Below are 19,555 nucleotides of genomic sequence, written 5' to 3'. Positions count from 1 at the left end.
AATCGATCCCTGACCGATCAATGCACTTGCGGCGTATTTACCCAGATGACGCGCGTCAGGACCGTGCCGGTGTTGCGGTAGCGATTGGTGAGATGGTTCTTGAAGAAGAAGGAATCGCCGGCTGCCAGCTTGTAGGTGCTGTTTTCGATGGTCAGTTCCAACTCGCCGTCGATCACATAGCCGACGGTCTCTCCCTGATGCGTGATCTGGTCGATCTTCTCTGCACCCGGCTCGATGCGATGAATATTGCCCTCCAGCAGATTGCCCGCCGCAAACGGCACCAACCGCTCGTAGCTGACGCCCTCGCCGCCCCGGATCGCATCGGTGGTCGAGATCGGCCGCTCGCCGGCCTTCTGTACCAGTCCGGGCGAATTGATATCCGCGCCGAAGAAGGAGGAAAGGTCGCGGTTCAGCGCTTCCACCAGCCGCTGCAGCATGGCCAGAGACGGCGCCACCTTGCCGTTTTCGATCTTGGAAATCATGCTTTCGGCACAGCCCACGCGTTCGGCCAGCTCCCGGATGCGAATGCCCTCGAGGAGGCGTGCATGTTTCAGCCTCGCTCCAATCTGCAGTTCGTCCCTCTTGGCGCCGGGTTCGTCCATGTTCATTCTTTCCAACTGTGGGTAACGGTCGCACGACTTCACTCCCCGGATTATTTGCTTGAGCGACAGTAAAGTTGCAATAGCCAAAGTAAACCTGCGCGAAATGCCTGTTGAAACGTCTCATGCCGATTGCCTCCGATCACGCGACAGCGGCCACACATGCTGCCAGGGCCGGACGCGTTCGAAAGCAGCCGAAGCACGCAGGACGCCGATGTCGTCCTGGTGGCGGCCGATGATCTGCAATCCGACAGGTCGGCCGTCGCGCGTAAACCCGGCAGGCAGGCTCGCAGCCGGCTGACCCGTCAGGTTGGCGAGAGCCGAAAACGGTGTCCAGGCGGACGGCAACACGGGGTGCCCCCGATCAGGGGCGGCCCATCGAGGTCGAGCGGAAAAGCCGAGACGGCCGATGTCGGCGTCAGCAACAGGTCGTAGCGATCCATGAAACGCCACATCACATTGGCGATTCGCTTGCGATCCATGATGGCATTGGTGAACTCGTCGGCGGTCCATTGCCTTTTGAGAAGGCTGCCAAGCACTCCGCCAAAAGCGAAACCCTGCTGACCGGCCATCGTCCGAAGCCCCACGCGATCGGTATCCAGCGCCACCAGCGCTTCGAAGGTAGCCTGCGTATCGCCGACCTCCGGAAACGCCTCGTCCACAACGCACCCGAGTTGGGTGGCGAACACCTCCGCGGCTCCGGCTGCGATCGCAGCAACCTCCGGATCCACAGGCGCGAAGCCTAGATCGGCGGAAAACGCGATCCTGAGACCAGGAGCCAAGGGCGCCGAAATGTCCATCCAGTCGATCTGTTCATTCGGCAGCGAATGCCTGTCTTTCGGCGATGGCCCGGAGAGCACCGACAATGCGAGTGCAGCGTCCGCAACCGTACGGGTCAGCGGGCCGATATGCTCAAGCGCTTCCCAGCCCGATGCACCGGGTGCCTTCTCGTCGCGGCAACCGGGATAGACGGGCACCCTGCCCCAGCTCGCCTTGATGCCGAATATGCCATTGAGAGAGGCCGGAATGCGGATCGAGCCGCCGCCGTCGCTGCCGAGTGCAAGCGGTACCATACCGGTCGCTACGGCCACCGACGAACCAGCGCTCGAACCACCCGGCGTTAGCTCGGTATTCCAGGGATTGCGGGTCGGCGGGAAGAGCGGGTTGCGACCGACAGGACCATAGCCGAATTCCGAGGTATTGGTCTTGCCCACCATGATCGCGCCGGCCGCGCGGAGGCGTTCGACGACGATATCGTCCTCGTCGGGTACATTCTCGGCATATAGCGGCGAACCGAATGTCGTACGCACGCCTGCAGTCGAGATAAGGTCCTTGACGGCGAACGGCACGCCTGCCAGCGGCCCGACAGCTTCACCGGCCGCAATACGACGATCAATGGCTTCAGCTTCACGGCGTGCCTGGTCGGCCGTGACGGTACAGAATGCGCAGAGCGCGTCGTCCAGCGCTGCGATCCCGGCAAGCGAAGTCTCTACCGCAGAAAGTGCCGATATCTCGCCGACAGCGATCTCCCTCGCCAGCTCGACCGCCGAGGGCAAGGGGGCGGTCCGCACCGACATCGAACGGATGGCGTCATTCATGAACCTTCTCCGGATGCGATCCCCTGATGATGCCGGTGTCCTCGGCGCCCATCGGCTTGAAGTCGAGAAACATGTCCGCGCCTAGAATGGCCGCAGCACCAGCGCGTGCCACCGCAAGATCCTGCGTGCCGGTGCCGGAACCGGCCGCCACTGCGCCGAGCACGAAACCGTCAACACGGATCGGGATGCCTCCGATCAGGTTGGTCCACTTGTTTTCCTGGGCCAGCGTCACCTGCAGCTCGACGATCGGCATGCGCGCCACCCGTCGGTTCGTTGGACAGCGCGGATGTTACGGCCTTATTGCGGGTCGAAATGACAGACAGCGCCTTGGACCCGTCCATCCTGCCGAAAGCCAGCAGATTGCCGCCGGTATCGACAACAGAAATGCACATCGGTTGACCGATCTTCTCGGCTTCGGCGATTGCCGCCTGCAGCACCGCCAGCCCACCAGCCAGTGTCAGCGTCTTGGTATCCTTGACATAGGTCATGCAAAAACTCCTTATTGGGATCGCAGCCGCGGATCGAGCAGCAGGGCGATGAAATCGACGATGAGATGGACCAGAAGCGAGACGACGGCAGCAGCGAGGATGAAGCCCAGCGAGGCGTTTATGTCTGCGTTGAGCACTGCAGAAACCGCATATTGCCCAATACCGCCCCAGGCGAAGACCACTTCGACCAGGACGACACTGCCGACAAGCGTGCCATAGAGAATTCCGATAACCGTCACGACCGAAGGCATCGCATTGCGCAGGACATGGCGCGAGACCCGGGACGGGCTAAGGCCCTTGGCATCGGCGAAGCGAACGAAATCACTGTCGTCGAGGCGCGACACCGTGGTGCGCGTCATCGTCAGGACCGGCACCGAATAGATCAGCCCGAGGGTCGCCACCGGCAGTATCAGCTGTCCGGCCGCAGCCTTGAACGTCTCCAAATCTCCTGACAGCAGCGCATCGACGACATAAGAGCCGGTGATTGCGGGTGGGGGAAACACGGCAAAGTCCAGCCGTCCGATGGGTGGCGGCACGATGTTGAAAATGCTGTAGAAAATGAGGATCAGCACCAGCGCCAGCCAGAAATCGGGCAACGCGCCCGCGACAACCGAGAAAATGTCGGCAAACCGCGCCGATATTCCCTCAGGCTTTCGCCCGGCAAGCAAGCCGAGCGGCAGGCCGATGGCAAGTGCAAGGATCAGCGAGAGGGTCACAAGTTCCAGCGTTGCGGGAAGGCGCTGGGCGATATCGACGAAGACGGGGTTGGTCGTCTGCCACGATGTGCCAAGATCGCCATGCGCGAGACGTCCGAGATAGGCCAGAAACTGCGCGGGCAGTGGCTGGTCGAGCCCCATTTCGACGCGCAGTTTGGTCACAGCCTCCTCAGTGGCAAGCGGGCCGAGCATCATCGGCGCGGGATCGCCGGGAATGAGCTTGAGCAGAAAGAAAGCAACAGCTGCGATCCCCAGCAACTGGGGAACCGCAAACAGAAGCCGGACGGCGAGATAGCGCAGGATCTGCATCAGCTTTTGCCCCCGGTTGGCGCATGCGCGGCAAGAAATGCCTTCCAGCGCCGGCGCGAGGGCCGCAATCGCTCACGCGGATTGGACCATGCCTGGATCGAGGCGCCGATGCGGCCGAGCCCGAACACAGTCAGCGCCAGGGCGAGACCTGGAAAGATCGACGGCCACCATTGGCCGGTGACGATATTCTGGAAGCCCATGGCGATCATCGAACCCCATTCCGGCGTTGGGGCACGCACCCCGGCCCCGAGGAAGGACAGTCCGGCCGCCAGCAGCACGGCAACGCCGGTATTGATGGTCATCTGCGCCAGCATGGGCGCGGCGGCATTGGGGGCGATATGCCGGCTGAGCAGGTAGAAATCGCCGGCGCCAGCAATATGGGCCGCTTCGACATAGCTCTTGTTACGGATATTGAGGACCTCGCCGCGCATCAGCCGCAGATAGATCGGAATATTGACCACGCCGATAGCGATGACGATGGAGCTGACGCCCTGCCCCAGCACCGCCACCAGAACCAGAGCCAGTGCAAATACCGGAAAGGCCTGCAGAACATCGGTGACGCGCAGGATCACCAGTGAAGCCATGCCCTTGGGTCCGCGCTTGGCATGCCAGAGGCCGGTGATGGCGCCCAGCGCACCCCCACCGCCGCTGCCCAGAGCGTCGAAACCAGTGCGATGAACAGATCGATCCTCGGCGCGTGCAGGACACGGGAGAAGATGTCGAGGCCGGCGGCATCGGTTCCCATCGGATGTGTCCAGCTTGGTGCCAGCAGGTAAGCGGTCGCATCGGCGTCGAGTGGCGAATGCAGCGGCAGCAGTGGCGCAATCAGCCCGCTCACCGCCGTGAGAATGACGATGATATAACCAGCCGCAAAGCTCTTGCGGCTGCCGAGAAAGTTGAGAAATTCCCATGTCGTGCCCAGCACGGGGCCAGCGGCGGGTATCGGCCCGCCACCAGCTTCCACGTCAGATTCGACTTGTCGATGGACAACCGGTTCAGACACGCTTGTAGTCCTGGAAATTCAGCCGGTTCGACGTGTAGTAGACGATACCGCCGACATCTTTTCCATGGGCCAGATGAAAGCCGGGATTGGCGATCAATGCCCAGGGCGCGTCGTCGTTGATGATCTTCTGGGCCTCCTTGGTCGCCGCCATCCGGGCCTTTTCGTCCAGCGTCGACAGCGATTGCTTGATCAGCGCATCTGCCTTCTCGTTCTTGTAGTTCGAAAAATCGAGGAAGGAGCCCGAGTGGAAATAGAGATTGAGCGCGAAGCCCGGATCGGGCGTGAAGGGTGCGTCGAGATTGAAGATCATAGGCTCGGTGCGCTTGACGAGACTGTCGAAGAAGGTGCCGGCGGGCAGCTTCTTGAGTTCTACGGTTATGCCGATCTTCTTCAGTGCCGTCTGGTACATGATGGCGATTGGCTCTTCGATCGGATCGCCGGCATTGTAGGCGAGCGTCGTGGAGAAGCCTTCGGCGAAGCCGGCCTCCGCGAGCAGCGCCTTGGCCTTCTCGATGTTGAAATCGTAGTTGTAGAACTCGCTGGTCACGCCGGGATAGAAGTCCGGCATGAAAGCAGTTTGCTTCTTGCCAAAACCCTGCAGGATCGTGCTGACGATCTCGTCCTTCGGCATCGCATAGTTCAGCGCCTGGCGAACCTTGGGATTGTCGAGCGGCTTGAACGCGATGTTGAGCTCCACCCATAGCATCTGGGATGCCTCGATGGAGGTCACCTGTGCCTTGGCGCTGGCGGCCAGGCTCTTCAGCTCCGTCGGGGCCAGCGCCTGGGCGATATCCACCGCGCCACCATTGAGCAATTGCAGCCTTGTGGCGGATGCCGGCACTTCGCGGTATACGACCGTCTCGAAAAACGGCTTTTCATCGTAGTAGTCCGGGCGCGCCGTCGCGACCATCTGCTGGCCCCGCACGATGGTCTTGAGACTGTAGGGCCCGAAGCCCGCTACGTTCGTGTCGAGGAACTTTCGCGACCAGGGATCGTCCGCTGTAGCCATTTCCTGGCACTTGACGGAGTCGAAGATCGGATTGGCGAGATGGCCGCAAACGATCATCAGGATCGGATTTGGACTGTCGAGCTTGAAGGAAACGACGTGCTCGCCTTCGACCACGACGGCGTCCTTGTTGGGCAGGCCCATGACGGAGGTCATGAATGAGCCGGCGCCCTTAACCTCAAACTTGCGGTCGAAGGTATATTTCACATCCTTGGCGGTAAACGGGTTGCCCCAATTGCTGACCACGCCCTTTCGCAGTACGAAGCGCACCGACTTCCCATCCGGCGCAAATTCCCAGCTTTCGGCAAGCTTGCCCTTGAGATTGTAGCCGCCCGGCAGCGACGCATTCGGCGCGAGGTCCTCGCGCATCACGCCCGGCACCTTTGGATCGGGCACTTTGCCGAATTCGATCAGATAGTCATAAAAGGCGGCGACGGTGTCGATCGTGCCGAGCGACAGCGAATTCTCCACATCGAGGCTCAGCGGCGTTGCGGGCGCGGCGATGACCAGCGTCTTGGCGCGATCCTGCGCTAAAGCCGAACCGATGAAACCTGGCGCCACCGCAGTCGCGCCGCCAACCACACCCGCCTTTAGCAGCGAGCGCCGGGAGATCATTGTAAGGTCCCTAAAATCCATTGCCATTGAATGCTCCGAGATTAACGCCGACAGACCACCAGTCAGCTTACTTTACTTACAATCAATTATCGTGCCAGATCGCACCCTCCGGAGCCCATAGCAGCTAACGTGGTGCAAACACTGCTATTTTAACATGACGCAGCGCAGCAATCACATTCCTGGATAATAAGGTGATTTATAATCATGTCACATTATTAATCATCACTATATATGATTTCTGATCGGATTGCCGGATTCTTGGGCAAATGTGCAGACTTTCGCAATGGGAAGCCTTGAGACGTTGCCGAAACGTCGGCGTGCGACTGGAATGCTTCCCAGAGGTTCGCCTGAAGGGAGACTATCGAGATATCCCAGTAGGATGGAGAAGGAACTTGATGACCCGTCGAACGGTCAATTAAATCGACCTGGTACTTGAAGGTCTGAACAGGTTTGAACCGGTGACCCGGTCGTTTGGGGCTTCGTGCATCCCTCAACCCCTATAACATGCCAACAACTTACCTCTGGAAACGCCAGTGACCACTCCAATCTGCGCTTTCTGATTTTAGCTGCCACAAGAGCCAACTCGCGTTGGACAGCTCCGACTTCAGGACGGGTCGTTCGCAAAGCAGAGGGCGGCAAAAATTGCCTCTCGCGCGTCATCGGCGAGCGGCAGATAGCGTCATGAGACGGCAAGCAGACCAGGACTGACACCGGCGACGTAACTTGTGGCAAACCTGCCCGGGGAGCAGCCGAGCCTTTTGCTAAACGCTGTGCTAAACGCGCTGGCGGATTCGTAGCCGATTTCATCCGCGATCCGGTCGAGCGACTTTGCGCCGCTCAGTAGCGCGTCCTTGGCAATAGCGATGCGCCAGCGCGCCAGATATTCAATTGGAGCACAACCAACAACCTCATGGAACCTCGCGGCGAAGGCCGATCGCGACATGCCCGCTATCCCTGCAAGATTGGCTACCGTCCACCTCACCCGCACGTCCTTGTGGATGGCACGCAGGACACGGGCAATGGCGGGATCGCGCAGACCGTTCAACAAGCCCGCCGACGCTGCGTTGTTGCCGATAATGTCCCACCGCAACGCCTCTACCAGCAGCGTCTCCAACAGTCGCTGGATGATCAGCTCCTTGCCGGGATAGTTGGCAACGCATTCTTCAGACAACAATTCGATCAGGCGGCCAAATCGCGTCGCGCGCCCCGCCGAGGCGGAGATATGGATATGATCGGGCAGCAGTGCGAGCAGTAGCGGTGCGTTGACACTCTCAATCGAGAAGCTTCCGCCCAGCGCCGTGAATTCAGGCTGTCCTTCTTTCTCGCCATGGCGGACAGCTTCAGCCAGAGGCTCAGCAGGAATGCAGGGTGCGCCTGGTTTGCTGCACAGCGAGAACGCCGGCGTCGTCGGAAAAAGAAGAAAATCGCCTTCGGCAATCCGGAATGGTTCCCGGTCATCCAATGTGACCCAGGCTCCTCCGGTCAGGACGACTGTGAACCCGGGTGCGTCATACGATTTGTACCGAACACCCCATTGGCCGCGCCCGGAGATGGGCTTCGCCATCGCGGTGCTCGGCCGCAAGAGGGTGATGATATCGCTGAGAGGATCCATGAAGTTGGACGATCCGTAACTGTTTATGGACTTTGAATTATAGATCGTATTGGAACCGCCGTCTATTGTCACCTGACCAAAGCAAGGAGACAGATATGACCAAGACTATCCTCATTACCGGAACATCATCGGGCTACGGCAAGGCTACCGCGGAACACTTCCTTTCTCGCGGGTGGAATGTCATCGCGACCATGCGGCGCGCGGACCGGTCGCTGTTTAGTAAAACCGACCGGCTGCGCGTGCTGCCACTCGATGTCACCATTCCCAGTAGCATCGTTAGCCTTTTCGAATCTGCCGGTCCGATTGATGTGCTGGTGAACAATGCTGGGATTGGCGGTGTCGGTGCGTTCGAGGCGATGCCGATGTCCCTCATACGCCAGCTTTTCGAGACCAATACGATTGGCGTTATGGCGATGTGCCAGGCCGTCACCACGCAGATGCGCGAGCGCCGGTCCGGAACCATCATCAATGTCACGTCGAGCGTTACTTTGGGAGAATTCCCACTCGCGGCAGCCTACACCGCCACCAAACAGGCCATTGAAGGCTTTTCGGCATCGCTCGCGCATGAACTCAGCTATTTCGGGGTCCGTGTGAAGCTCGTCGAGCCCGGCTATGCGCCAACCACCCGGTTCGGGGCGAATGCCATCGTTCCTGTCTCGGAGCTCCTTCCCGGCGGATATGCTGACTTCGCAAAGCCGATTCTCGAGGCGTTCGCGAACCCGGCCCTGATCACCGCAGAAAGCGATGTTGCAGAAGCAATCTGGCAGGCCGTTCACGACACCGAGAACAAGCTTCGCTTCCCTGCTGGAGCTGACGCTGTCGCGCTTGCTAAGGCGAGCTGACAGACATGGCGGCAAGGGCAGCAGTGACTGGATTCGCGAAGTTTCTGTTGCCCCTCCGTCTCCTCGCGCCAATGGTTGGCTGCTCCCGCCTGGTGCAGCATCCTGACCGCAGGAGTTCTGGCAGGTGCCGATATGTCAGTTTTAGGAAGGCGCGCGAATGGAGTTCAAATGACCGATATGGAGCGCAGAGTTGCCGCAGCCTACGCCTTGATGAGATATGAGCCGACGACCCCTGCCTTTCTATACCCCCGGCGTAACGGATTCCGCTGGTGGAGGCGGAACTTTGGCTACCGGCACTGGATCTAGGGCTGGCAGGCCGGCTGCTCCCCTTCTGACCTCACTGCAAATGCCGGCACCTGGGCCTGAAGTCCGCTATCGGATCGATACAGACTTTTGGCCAGGTGCGGCACTCAAACCGATGCCTTCCCTACGACGCCCCACCATCGACCTGCAATACCTGCCCGGTCATGAACGCGGAATCGTTGGAAAGAAGGAAGGCGATTGCGGCTGCGATTTCCTCTGGTTTACCGAAGCGCCCCATTGGAACTCCAGACAGGTATCGTCCCTCTCCCTCACTACCGGGCGCATTGTTGGCTCTGAACAGTTCCGTCTCCGTGGGTCCCGGGAACACGGCGTTCACCGTGATGCCGATCGCTGCAAGTTCAAGCGCCCAGCTCCGGGTAAAGCTGACGAGGACTGCCTTGGCTGCGGCATAGCTCGTGCGCTGGACACTGCCGAGGACGGTCAGGCTCGAGATGTTGACGACCCGGCCCCAACCGCGCGTTAGCATGCCGGGCAGCGCCGCCTGCACGGCGACGAGCGCGGGATGCAGATTAACCCGCATGACGTCTTCGAGCGTCTCGACTGCGATGTTACCCAGTGGTTCGGCCCGGACGAGCCCGACATTGTTGACGATCCCATCAATGCCACTCTCGCGGACGATGGCCGCAAGTTCCTCGCCGACTGTCCGGTGTGAAAGATCGAGGTGATGCAGGCAGCCGGGAAACCCATCGGTCGCATTACGGGCGATGCCAATCACCTCGTGACCCTGCTCAGCAAGGCGGTCTGCCAGTGCGAGACCGATGCCCTTGCTGGCACCGGTGATTAGAAATGTTCTCTTCATCGGAAAATCCTCGACCCCGCTTCCAAGGAAGCAGGGCCTTTTGGTGTGGAGCGGATCAGGCAGCAGTCCGGTTTGCTACTGCACGAAGCGCGGGCAACATGTCTTCCGGCTCGGGACGGCGGGTGTAGTCCGGGTTGACCTCAGCATAGAGGATGATGCCATCCTGACCGACGACGTAGCGGGCCGGCATCGGAAGCGTCCAGCTCGGATCGCCATTGAAAGCCGGAAGGTCGTTCTTCAGCGACTTGTAGAGCTCGATCAGGTAGTCCTGCATTTCGAACCGCAGACCGAACCGGGCCGCAACATCATTGAGCGGGTCCGACAGGATCGGGAAGGTCAGGTTGTTCTGGCGCACCGACTTGCGGCTGTTGACCGGGTTCTGCGGCGATATGGCGACAAGCCTTGCGCCAAGCGCCTTGAACTGCGGCAGCGCTTCCTGCAGAGCCTGCAGCTCCATGTTACAGTAGGGGCACCAGACGCCGCGATAAAAGCTGATCACCAGCGGACCATGGGCCAGAAGATCGGCGGACGAGACCGGATTGCCGTCTGGATCCGACAGCGTGAATTCCGGCAAGAGATCGCCGGCCTTCAGCGCCCTCTGTGCGGTTCCCGAGGCGATCAGCTCGGCAGTGGCACGGTGCATCGTCTCGATCACCGAATGAGGAACGTTGTAAGGCGGCTTGCCGGCTTCGAAGTCGGCCTTGAAGGCATCAAGCTTGGACTGGAGTGTCATTTTCATTCTCCGTGAACATTGAAGTGCCGCTTCAAGGCGAACCCTGAACCCAGCGATTGATAAGAGAGAGAGTGATCAGCCGTTGGCGGCCATCGAGCGGGCAACTTCCGCGGCGCTGATGCCTTCGAGCGCCAGACCGTAGCCGCCGTCCTGATCGATGATCCGGCGCAACTTCTGGGTCAGAGCGATACGGGTGTAGCTCGACGTCAGCGGCGGAAGGGCAGCAATACCCTCGGCGATCTCATGGGCGCGCGCGAGCAGACGGTCCGCGGGAACGATCTCGTTGACCACGCCCCAGTCCTGGCGGTGGCCGCATCGAGCACCTGACGGGTAAGGATGAAATAGCGACCGCGGATGCTGCCGATCACCTCCGGCCAGAGCAGGTTCACGCCATCACCGGGCACGATGCCGAAGTCGAAATGCGGCTTGTCCTGGAAGACCGTTTCCGGCGTGGCGAGAATGATGTCGGTCAACAGCGCATATTCCGAGTGAAGCAGGACCGGGCCGTTCAGCGCCGTGATCATCGGCACCTCGATGTCGAGGATGTTCATCAGAATCTTGCGGCCCTCGCGAAAGATCTTGTCGTAGCTGCGCGGCGAGAAGAAATCGAAGCCTTCGGGGCTGATCGCGTCCATGAAGGCATCGCCCGAGCCGGTGAGGATGACGACGCGGTTGTCGGTATCGGCGCCAATCTGGTGGAAGAGCTCGACGAACTGCTCGTGGGTGTGGCCGTTGAAGACGAGCTTGCCGCCATCGGTGTGCAGCGCGACTTCCAGCACGCCGCTCGGCGTGCGTGTCAGGCGGGCATTCGGGAAACTGTGCTGATAGGATTCGAATTTGGACATGGTGGTTCTCCTGTCTGGGTGGAATTGATGTCTGGGAATATCAGGCGGCGGGCACGAGTGCCTCAACCCGAGCGATGGCCTGCTGGACGGCCGGGCGTGCGGCTACGGTCTCGTACCAGCGGGAAAGGTGGGGGCGACCATAAAGGGTCAGGCCGGGGAACTGCAGTCGCCACATCCAGCCGAAATGGGCGATGTCGGCGATCGTGAACTCCTCTCCAGCGACAAAAGCCTGGCCGCCGAGCTTCGCATCGATCAGGCCTAGGATGCGTTCGGCTTCGGTGGTGAAGCGGGCCTCGGCGATCGGTTGCGGTTCGGTCGACGAGCGCTTGAAGAAGCCGGCGTTTCCGAAGGCCGGGCTCAAACCCGAGGCATGAAAGAAAAGCTGTTCGAAGACACGGGCGCGGCCGATACCATCCTGAGGCAGGAGCCGTCCGGTCTTCTCGGCGAGGTAGACGAGTATGGCGGCACTCTCGGTCAGGACGAAACCCTCATCGACCAGAACCGGCACCTTGCCGTTCGGGTTGAGCGCAAGAAACGCCTCGAACTTCTGCTCGCCCTTGCGAACATTCACCGGCTTCAGCGCGTAGGATAGACCCATCTCTTCAAGCGCGATCAGCACCTTGACGCTGTTCGGCGTGGCAAAAGCGTGGACTTCAATCATCGTTCATCTCCATCGGATTCTGTTCCGTTGCAGACAGTTATGACCATTCCTGTGACCTTGCGGCAGGCAGCTTGAGGCGATAATGCTTATTCCCAAGGGGAATAGGCGATGGACAGATTGCAAGCGATGGCCGCATTCGTGCGCGTGATGGAAACGGGGTCGTTCTCTCAAGCGGCCCGGCAGATCGGCGTCGGACAGCCGGCGATCTCAAAGACAATCGCGCAGTTGGAGGACCGTCTGCAGGTCCGCCTGCTCGTGAGATCGACGCACGGCCTGTCGCCGACCGATGCCGGAGTTCGTTTCTACGAAAGGGCGAAGACCGCGATCCAGGAGGCAGACGAGGCCGAGCTGGAAGCGAGGGGTGCTGGTGCGGGCTTATCTGGGCGCCTTCGTGTCAGTGCGGCAACGACGTTCGCCAGACTAATGGTCGTGCCGAGCCTGCCGGATTTTCTGGCGGTGCATCCTGAGTTGGAGGTCGACGTCGTTCTCGACGACCGGGTGATCGATCTTGTTTCCGAGGGCATCGACATCGCGCTGCGCATGGGAGAACTTGCCGACAGTGCCGCGGTCGCACGAAAGATCGCGATTGGACGCCGCTCCGTTGTAGCCACGCCCGCCTATCTTGAGCAGCACGGCGTCCCGCACGTGCCGGCAGACATCGCCACGCATCAGGCCGTCGTCTACACCCAGCTTGGGAATAACTGGACCTTCCGAAGAGACGGGACCGAGGCCTCGGTCGCGGTCTCGGGACGCGTTCGTTTCACAGCCGCCGAGGGCATTCGTGCGGCGGTCAAGGCCGGCATGGGATTGGCGGTGACATCTGACTGGATGTTCTGGCCGGAACTGCAGAATGGCGAAGTGATACGGGTTTTGGAGGACTGGACGCTTCCAGACATCGATCTATGGGCGGTGTTTCCGACAGGGCGTCTGGCCAGCGCCAAGGCGCGGGCGTTTGCCGACTTTGTGAAAACGATCATCGGCTGAAACTATGTCTCCTGTTGGCTCGAAAAAGCCGTCGTTGAACGTGAACCGCGGAGAGCTTCGGGCCAACTGCCTGACAGTCGTCTTCGCCTTGATGGGAATCGAACTAGCGTTCCGACAAACCGCAACCATCACCACCATCGCCACCAATCCGAGCTTTCAGTTATTGCAGTTAGGGGTCTTGTTCGCTATATTGACGACCAGGGAGATATCGCCATGGCCAGCCAGATTGTTCATTTTGCCAGACTGTCAGATCGCGACCGAAAAATTGCAACGCCATTACCGAAGCTGGTGGCCGGCGACAGGCTGGAACTCCACGTTCATGATGCACATGGCAAGGAGCGGACGCTCCCGATCCCGCCATCGGCAGCCTCAGCTGTTGAAGCCCTTCTGGCCCACATGCTACGCGGAGAGGGTGTCGCTGTGCTGGCCGAGGACCAGGAACTGAGCCCGAGCGAAGCTTCAGCCATTCTCGGCATCTCACGCCCGCTCGTCGTCTTGCGCATGGACCGGGGTGAGCTGCCATTCCGCTACGTCGGCAAACACCGCCGCGCCCTCCTGAAAGATGTGCTCGCGTTGAAGTCAAAGCTCGGCAAACGACAGACGGCGATGGAAGCGCTGGCCGAGGACACAGAGGACCTGATCGAAACCTATGGCCTCTAATCCGCCCGTTGCGGTGTACGATGCCTGCGTCCTCTACCCCTTCCACCTGCGCAACATTCTGATCCAGTGCGCCTTCGACGGTCTTGTCGAGGCGCGCTGGACCGACGATATACATGATGAGTGGATGCGCAATCTCGCCGCTAATACGCCAGGTTTGTCCATCGACCGTCTCCAAGCCACGCGCGACCGGATGAACGCTGTCCTTCCAGAGGCAGTCGTGACGGACTATCGGCCGTTGATGCACGAGCTCACATTACCGGATCCCGACGATCGACATGTTCTGGCAGCCGCCATTTCAGCGAAGGCCTCCGTTATAGTCACCTGGAACCTGAAGGACTTCCCCGCGAGGAACCTTCTCGCCCATGGTGTGACCAGCAAGTCGCCAGATAATTTCCTTACCGATCTCCATGCGGCGTTTCCTGATGCACTAATCTCCAGTGTCAAGAGCGCAAGGCATAATCTGCGCAAGACAACACCATCCGTTGAAGCGTTCATCGACGCGCTTCATCAAGGCGGACTCAAGAACTTTTCAGGTGTGCTTCGCCGGAACATAGCCGGATTGAAGTGAGCAGGATCCCTTGAACTGCCGAGAACGCCCCACGACTTCCGTGGGTTACCGCGTCTCCATCGCCAACATTACGGACTTTTAACTGTCTGCCCCTAATTCCGCACGCCCTCGGCCTGAAGCACCGAGAAACTGCGGAATGACACATGCCAAGCGAAGATCTTTCCAAACACCACTTTCAGAAAAAGATTTTGACCTACTGCGATGTCCGTATTGCACCCGTGGCGCCGGATTGGGTCGTAGAGTGGCCCACATTTACGCCGCCGCGTGGCCGGTTTTTACTCCGCCGTTGACACCGCCTTGAAGAGATTCGAACCTTGGCCTCACCGACTCCGTAGCTTGAGTCCCGCATTACGCTTGCATAAGCATGTCCTGATTCGCTTTCGAGCGACTGCGCGGCCGCCAGAACATTTGCCGTCACTACAACGAAAACGATCGCGCTCTTGTGCAGCTTTAGAATCTGTCAAAGTCGTGCGTCTTGGAATTAGACATGGGAAGCCCAATGGAAAACAAGGCGCACGAAGTAAATTCTTGCCAACTGAGCATGACAAGCCGACACAAGCGGCACATTCATTCATGCGCAACAGGATTCGCTACATCAGCCACTTCGAGTCGGTCGATGCTGCTAGGTCCTTCTGGCCCTCCAGTTCGGCAAGCCGCTCGCTGAGCGCGCGGTGCATGGCGCTATAAGCGTCGCTGCCGAGCGCCAGGCGCAGAGGCGGGGATGGCTGGTCCGCAGTGGCGACGATCGCCGCGGCGACCATCGGTGCGTCGCCCGGAGACTTGTAGGTCCCGCTCCCGAAGAAGGCGCGGATCTGCCCGACCGGCGTCTCGGCGTAGGCCTCAAGCGGGTCGGCAATCACCAACGCCTTGCCGAACCCGGTGCTGGTGCTGCCGGGCTCGACGATGGTAACCGCGATTCCGAAGGGCGCGAGTTCGTGACGGATGGCGTCCATGAAGCCTTCGATGCCCCATTTCGACATGTGGTAGAGGCTGCCGCCAGGGAAGGTCGCCTGTCCGCCCATCGTCGAGATCTGAATTATCCGGCCGCCGCCCTGCGCGCGCAGATGCGGGATGGCGCCCCGCGCCACCTGGATCGAGCCGACCAGATTGGTAGCGATCTGATGATCGATCTGGGCGTCGGTCACCTCCTCGGCCGCGCCGAGCACGCCATAGCCGGCGTTGTTCACGACGACATCGATCCGGCCGAGTTCGGCAAAGGCGCGATTCACGGTAGCGCGGACCGCAGGCGTGTCGGTGACGTCGAGCTGCGCCAGCCAGAGCCGGCTACCATGCTCGGCCTTGAGGTCGTCGAGCGCGCCCGGCGTGCGGAGCGTACCGGCGACGCGCTCGCCGCGAGCGAGCAGTTGCTCGGTCATCAGCCTGCCGAGGCCGCCGCTGACGCCGGTGATGAACCATGTACGTTGGGCCATAACAGCCTCCTCAAGCCTGACCCGGGACAAACAAGCCACGCGTCAACGCGCGGTAGCCGTCTTCCGAAGAGCCGCGCCGGGCCGCCAGCAGCGGAGCGATGTCGTTGGTCGGCGCGTAGCGCAGCCGGTCCGTGCCGTCCGTAGCGGCCTCATAGATTGCCGCGATCACCTTCTCGACCGCGTCAGCGTCGGCTGCCTGGGCCATGCCGCCATAAACCTGGCCGATCTGCTCGAGGAACGGGCCATAGTCGCCGATGGGTTTAACCGTTTCTGTCTCGCCGCCCATGCGTGCCATGAAGTTGGTCTGCGGCGCGCCGCCCGGCTCGATGATCTTCACTTGGACGCCGAGCGAACCCAGTTCATAGGAAAGCGCCTCGGACCAGCCCTCAAGAGCGAACTTCGAGGCGCTGTAAACCGAGGCCATCGGGAAGCCGATCGCACCGGCACCCGAACTGACATTGATGATCGTGCCGCCACGGTTGGCGCGCAGGTGCGGCAGGACCGCCCGCACGACGTCCATCGCGCCGAAGACGTTGACGTCGAACTGCTGCTGGACCGCTTCGCGCGATACGCCCTCGAATATGCCGAACAAGCCGTAGCCGGCATTGTTCAGGACGACATCGATCTTGCCGAACCGGGCGATGCCGGCCGCGATCGCGCTGTCGATGCTGGCGCGATCCTCAACGTCGAGGCGCGTTACCAGAACGTTTTCCAGCCCGGACAGCCCCTGGCCTGCCTCGGGATTGCGCATGGTGGCGATGACATTCCAGCCCGCGCTGGCGAAGCGACGGGCGGCGGCCTCGCCAAAGCCGGACGATGTGCCGGTTATCAGAACAGACTGTGACATGGGTAGCTCCTTTGGTGACGTGAGCTACATATATGTGAGATCAGTTGATGAGATAATCCGTCCACTCCTGGACAGGCTCATGAAGGAATCCGAACAATGGAAGATCTGGGGCTCCGTGCCTTGACGGTCGTCAGTACCGTCGCCGCGCACCGCAGCTTCCGCGCTGCGGCCAGGGAACTGGACATGTCGCCGTCCTCGGTCAGTCATCTGATCGCCAATCTCGAAAGGCGGCTTGGCATCCGCCTGCTGGCGCGCAACACCCGCAGCGTTTCGCTGACCGAGGCCGGTGAGGCATTCCTGGCGCGGGTGCGCCCGGCGCTGGCCGAGATCACAGAAGCGATCGAGGGCGTCCATGACCTGCGGGATCGACCGGCGGGGCTCATTCGTCTCAACGCCTCGACCTGGGGTGCCGACCGGCTGCTGCCGATCATTACCGGCTTCATGGCGGACTATCCGGATATCCGCATCGATCTCGTCACCGAAGGCCGGTTGGTCGACATCATCGCCGAAGGCTTCGACGCCGGCCTGCGCCTAGGGACAATCACGCCGCAGGACATGATCGCATTGCCGCTCGGCATTGAGGAGGCTCTGGTGATCGTGGGCGCACCGGCCTATCTTGATGTTCGAGGGGTCCCACAGACCCCGGCGATCTTCTGGCTCATGAATGCATCCGGGCCCGACTGCCGAGCGGCACCATCATGGCTTGGGAATTCGGCAAAGGCAGCCGCGTGCCGGAAGTAGATGTGGGCGGCCGCCTCATCCTCGGGACAACCGAACTCGCCGCCAAGGCTGCCGCAGCCGGTCTCGGCCTCGCCTATGTTGAGCGCCGGGAGGCCGAGCCCTTTCTGTCCGACGGCCGCCTCATGCAGGTGCTTGCCGACTGGACTCCACCCTTCGAGGGCGAGGCGCTCTACTATCCGCGCCAGCGCCATCCCTCAGCGGCATTCAGGGCGTTCATCGATTATGTGAAAGCATGGAAGGCAGCGCGTCAGGCCGCCTCGCCAGCCTAGATGTTTAGTCCCGGAAATTGATGGGTCGGATCGAGGATGAATCGATCTTGTTCTTTTGTTCAGCAGCGACAAATGAATTCGTATGGGGTGAGGCCCTTGAGGGTCTTCAATCTTCGGGCGAAGTTATAGGCTGAGACGAAGTCTGCGAGATGTTGGCGGAGCTGATCGTGGCTTTTATAGTAGAAGCGCTTGACAGTGGCGTCCTTGATGGTGCGGTTCATGCGCTCGACCTGGCCGTTGGTCCAAGGGTGCTTCGGTTTAGTAGTGCGGTGCTCGATATCTGCCTTGGCGCAGGCGTATTCGAAGGCATGCGCCCGGAAGATTTCACCTGCCGCCATAGCCTCCTTGCTGAGGGGAACGGCAGAGCCACCAGCACCTGGCGTGGTGAACTGGATGAAGTTGTCGGTGAGAACAGGGTGGACCTTGTAAGGCACGGCCTTGAGCAGATTGCGTAGGAAGCTGGCAGAGACCGCCGTCGTTGCCTTCTCATGTAGTTCGACGAAGGCGAATTTGAATGTTCGATCAATGGCAACGAACATGTGTAGCTTGCCCTGCTCGGTGCGCACCTCGGCGATGTCGATGTGGAAGTAGCCAATCGGATAGGCTTTGAACTTCTTCTTTGGAGGCTTGTCACCCTCGACATCCGGAAGGCGGCCGATGCCATGACGCTGCAAACAACGATGCAACGAAGACCGTGTCAGGTGCGGGATCGTCGGTTGCAATGCATAGAGGCAGTCATCGAGCGGCAAGAGAGTGTAGCGTCGGAAGGCAACGATGACAGCCTCTTCCTCCACCGAAAGGACCGTCGATTTCGGCTCCCTTGGGCCGCTTGGAAGATCGGCTGTCGAGCCGCGCTTGCGCCACTTGGCAACAGTCTTCTGATTGATCCCATAGCGCTTGGAAAGCGCCCTCAGGCTCTCTTGACTATTTTGTATTGCTCGACGGATTGCCTCTGTCGTCGTGGCGCAGCCGTGTAGAACCTGTCCCATAGCGAATCCCTCAATCCTGCGAGAAGAATGCGCCATCAAAATCCGGGATCAAACAGCTAGCGGATTTGTGGGCCATCTCGGCAGGTGAAATCGGTCGACGTGCTCAGATCCTTCCACTTCTCCAGCTCGGCGAGCCGGGCCCGCTCGGCTTGTTCGATCGCTACCACGGCATCCTTGCCAAGCGCCAGGTGAAGAGGTGGATCGTCTGACGCGATAGCTTGCAGAATCGCCTGGGCGCCCTTGCGCGGGTCTCCCGGCTGGTTGCCGTCATAGGCCTGCTGCATTCTCGCCGTGGCGCCGACAACAGCATCATATTCGATCCTGCCAGGATCGAGGGTCGTGGAGGATCCGGCGAATCGGTCCTGAACCCGCCGGGCTCCACGATGGTGACGCGTACACCGATCAAGGCCATCTCGCGTGCGAGCGCTTCGAAAAGCCTTCCACGCCCCACTTGGCCGCGGAATAGGCAGCCCTCCCCGGCGCGCCGATCCTTCCGCCGACCGATGAGAACTGTACGATATGGCCGCTGCGCCGTTCGCGCATGTGGGGAATCGCGGCTTTGGTCACGATGATCGTTCCGAACAAGTTGGCGTCGATCTGGCGCCAGAAGCTGTCGAGCGACGTATCCTCGACCGAGCCGACGTCGCCATAACCGGCATTGTTGACCAGCACGTCGAGTTACCCAAATGCCGAAATGGCAAGCTGCACCGCAGCCTCGGCCGCAACGGGATCGGTGACGTCGAGTGCAGCGGTTCGCGCCCGTGACCCGTGATCGCGCACGAGGTCTGCTAGCTGATCAGGATTGCGCGCCGTGGCCACCACATTGTCGCCCGAGGCCAGAATGGCGTCGCACAAGGCCCTGCCGAAGCCGCGGGATGCGCCGGTAACAAGCCAGGTTCGTGTCATGAGAATTCTCC

The 19,555-nt window shown here is 60.6% G+C and carries 20 protein-coding genes and 3 pseudogenes; 5 read left to right on the top strand and 18 right to left on the bottom strand.

Going from position 1 to position 19,555, the window contains the following annotated elements; all coding sequences use genetic code 11:
- Nucleotides 1-17 precede the first annotated feature (17 nt).
- The 10 genes from H2O14_RS21585 to H2O14_RS21555 all read right to left on the bottom strand — a co-directional run bounded on the left by H2O14_RS21585 (nt 18) and on the right by H2O14_RS21555 (nt 7,946).
- Nucleotides 18-602, bottom strand: a complete 585-nt coding sequence (locus H2O14_RS21585; protein WP_182829521.1) for a cupin domain-containing protein — start codon at nt 600-602, stop codon at nt 18-20.
- Nucleotides 603-722: 120 nt separating this feature from the next.
- Complete coding sequence (locus H2O14_RS28575; protein ID WP_312858688.1) at nt 723-950, bottom strand: amidase family protein; 228 nt, start codon at nt 948-950, stop codon at nt 723-725.
- Nucleotides 905-2,197 carry an amidase gene (locus H2O14_RS21580; protein ID WP_281410040.1) on the bottom strand — a complete coding sequence of 431 codons (1,293 nt, stop codon included), beginning with the start codon at nt 2,195-2,197 and terminating at the stop codon, nt 905-907. The genes H2O14_RS28575 and H2O14_RS21580 overlap by 46 nt, the downstream gene beginning before the upstream one ends.
- Nucleotides 2,190-2,429, bottom strand: coding sequence for a heme-binding protein (locus tag H2O14_RS28570; RefSeq protein ID WP_210275574.1), 240 nt, complete (start codon nt 2,427-2,429; stop codon nt 2,190-2,192). The genes H2O14_RS21580 and H2O14_RS28570 overlap by 8 nt, the downstream gene beginning before the upstream one ends.
- A complete protein-coding gene (locus H2O14_RS28565) occupies nt 2,368-2,685 on the bottom strand; it encodes a GlcG/HbpS family heme-binding protein (RefSeq protein WP_210275573.1) in 318 nt (105 codons plus the stop codon). Before H2O14_RS28565 ends, H2O14_RS28570 begins: the two co-directional genes overlap by 62 nt.
- 11 nt (nt 2,686-2,696) lie before the next feature.
- Nucleotides 2,697-3,710 carry an ABC transporter permease gene (locus tag H2O14_RS21570; protein WP_182829520.1) on the bottom strand — a complete coding sequence of 338 codons (1,014 nt, stop codon included), beginning with the start codon at nt 3,708-3,710 and terminating at the stop codon, nt 2,697-2,699.
- Nucleotides 3,710-4,294, bottom strand: coding sequence for an ABC transporter permease (locus H2O14_RS27920; RefSeq protein ID WP_246697706.1), 585 nt, complete (start codon nt 4,292-4,294; stop codon nt 3,710-3,712). The genes H2O14_RS21570 and H2O14_RS27920 overlap by 1 nt, the downstream gene beginning before the upstream one ends.
- Nucleotides 4,279-4,713, bottom strand: a complete 435-nt coding sequence (locus tag H2O14_RS27915; protein ID WP_246697705.1) for a hypothetical protein — start codon at nt 4,711-4,713, stop codon at nt 4,279-4,281. Before H2O14_RS27915 ends, H2O14_RS27920 begins: the two co-directional genes overlap by 16 nt.
- The gene (locus tag H2O14_RS21560; protein WP_182829518.1) at nt 4,706-6,334 is read right to left on the bottom strand and encodes an ABC transporter substrate-binding protein; all 1,629 of its coding nucleotides are present in this window, start codon (nt 6,332-6,334) and stop codon (nt 4,706-4,708) included. Before H2O14_RS21560 ends, H2O14_RS27915 begins: the two co-directional genes overlap by 8 nt.
- A gap of 679 nt (nt 6,335-7,013) precedes the next feature.
- Nucleotides 7,014-7,946, bottom strand: a complete 933-nt coding sequence (locus H2O14_RS21555) for an AraC family transcriptional regulator (RefSeq protein WP_182829517.1) — start codon at nt 7,944-7,946, stop codon at nt 7,014-7,016.
- Between the two features lie 95 nt (nt 7,947-8,041).
- Here H2O14_RS21555 and H2O14_RS21550 point away from each other — a divergent pair, with 95 nt between their 5' ends.
- Nucleotides 8,042-8,788, top strand: coding sequence for an SDR family oxidoreductase (locus tag H2O14_RS21550; protein ID WP_182829516.1), 747 nt, complete (start codon nt 8,042-8,044; stop codon nt 8,786-8,788).
- Nucleotides 8,789-9,215: 427 nt separating this feature from the next.
- On the opposite strand, the gene H2O14_RS21545 is transcribed toward H2O14_RS21550, so the two are convergent.
- From H2O14_RS21545 to H2O14_RS21530, 4 genes are all read right to left on the bottom strand, one after another.
- Complete coding sequence (locus H2O14_RS21545) at nt 9,216-9,911, bottom strand: SDR family oxidoreductase (RefSeq protein WP_182829515.1); 696 nt, start codon at nt 9,909-9,911, stop codon at nt 9,216-9,218.
- Nucleotides 9,912-9,966: 55 nt separating this feature from the next.
- On the bottom strand, nt 9,967-10,644 hold the full coding sequence (locus H2O14_RS21540; protein WP_182829514.1) for a peroxiredoxin-like family protein: 678 nt from the start codon (nt 10,642-10,644) through the stop codon (nt 9,967-9,969).
- A gap of 206 nt (nt 10,645-10,850) precedes the next feature.
- On the bottom strand, nt 10,851-11,489 hold the full coding sequence (locus tag H2O14_RS21535; RefSeq protein ID WP_246697704.1) for an enoyl-CoA hydratase/isomerase family protein: 639 nt from the start codon (nt 11,487-11,489) through the stop codon (nt 10,851-10,853).
- A 40-nt stretch (nt 11,490-11,529) separates the two neighbouring features.
- Nucleotides 11,530-12,150 carry a glutathione S-transferase family protein gene (locus tag H2O14_RS21530; protein WP_182829513.1) on the bottom strand — a complete coding sequence of 207 codons (621 nt, stop codon included), beginning with the start codon at nt 12,148-12,150 and terminating at the stop codon, nt 11,530-11,532.
- 108 nt (nt 12,151-12,258) lie between these two features.
- On the opposite strand from H2O14_RS21530, the gene H2O14_RS21525 reads away from it, so the two are divergent.
- From H2O14_RS21525 to H2O14_RS21515, 3 genes are all read left to right on the top strand, one after another.
- The gene (locus tag H2O14_RS21525; RefSeq protein ID WP_182829512.1) at nt 12,259-13,134 is read left to right on the top strand and encodes a LysR family transcriptional regulator; all 876 of its coding nucleotides are present in this window, start codon (nt 12,259-12,261) and stop codon (nt 13,132-13,134) included.
- Nucleotides 13,135-13,347: 213 nt separating this feature from the next.
- Nucleotides 13,348-13,794, top strand: a complete 447-nt coding sequence (locus H2O14_RS21520) for a DNA-binding protein (protein WP_182829511.1) — start codon at nt 13,348-13,350, stop codon at nt 13,792-13,794.
- Nucleotides 13,784-14,362 (top strand): PIN domain-containing protein, encoded by a 579-nt coding sequence (locus H2O14_RS21515; RefSeq protein WP_182829510.1) that lies wholly within the window; start codon nt 13,784-13,786, stop codon nt 14,360-14,362. Before H2O14_RS21520 ends, H2O14_RS21515 begins: the two co-directional genes overlap by 11 nt.
- A gap of 590 nt (nt 14,363-14,952) precedes the next feature.
- On the opposite strand, the gene H2O14_RS21510 is transcribed toward H2O14_RS21515, so the two are convergent.
- Both H2O14_RS21510 and H2O14_RS21505 read right to left on the bottom strand, forming a co-directional pair.
- Nucleotides 14,953-15,792: an SDR family oxidoreductase gene (locus H2O14_RS21510; RefSeq protein WP_182829509.1), complete on the bottom strand. Its 840-nt coding sequence runs from the start codon at nt 15,790-15,792 to the stop codon at nt 14,953-14,955.
- Between the two features lie 10 nt (nt 15,793-15,802).
- Nucleotides 15,803-16,639: an SDR family oxidoreductase gene (locus H2O14_RS21505; RefSeq protein ID WP_182829508.1), complete on the bottom strand. Its 837-nt coding sequence runs from the start codon at nt 16,637-16,639 to the stop codon at nt 15,803-15,805.
- Between the two features lie 96 nt (nt 16,640-16,735).
- Between H2O14_RS21505 and H2O14_RS21500 the strand changes: the two are divergent.
- A pseudogene (locus H2O14_RS21500) lies at nt 16,736-17,649 on the top strand (LysR substrate-binding domain-containing protein).
- Nucleotides 17,650-17,711: 62 nt separating this feature from the next.
- Here the strand turns inward: H2O14_RS21500 and H2O14_RS21495 are convergent.
- Both H2O14_RS21495 and H2O14_RS21490 read right to left on the bottom strand, forming a co-directional pair.
- Nucleotides 17,712-18,638: pseudogene (locus H2O14_RS21495) on the bottom strand (IS481 family transposase); the annotation flags it as partial.
- A 56-nt stretch (nt 18,639-18,694) separates the two neighbouring features.
- Nucleotides 18,695-19,544, bottom strand: a pseudogene (locus tag H2O14_RS21490) (oxidoreductase).
- Nucleotides 19,545-19,555 lie beyond the last annotated feature (11 nt).

This window comes from Rhizobium sp. G21 (assembly GCF_014158035.1).
In the GTDB taxonomy this organism is placed as follows: Bacteria; Pseudomonadota; Alphaproteobacteria; order Rhizobiales; family Rhizobiaceae; genus Rhizobium_E.
The sequence above is the reverse complement of the archived record's forward strand: the minus strand, read 5'-3'. Positions and strand labels throughout refer to the sequence as shown.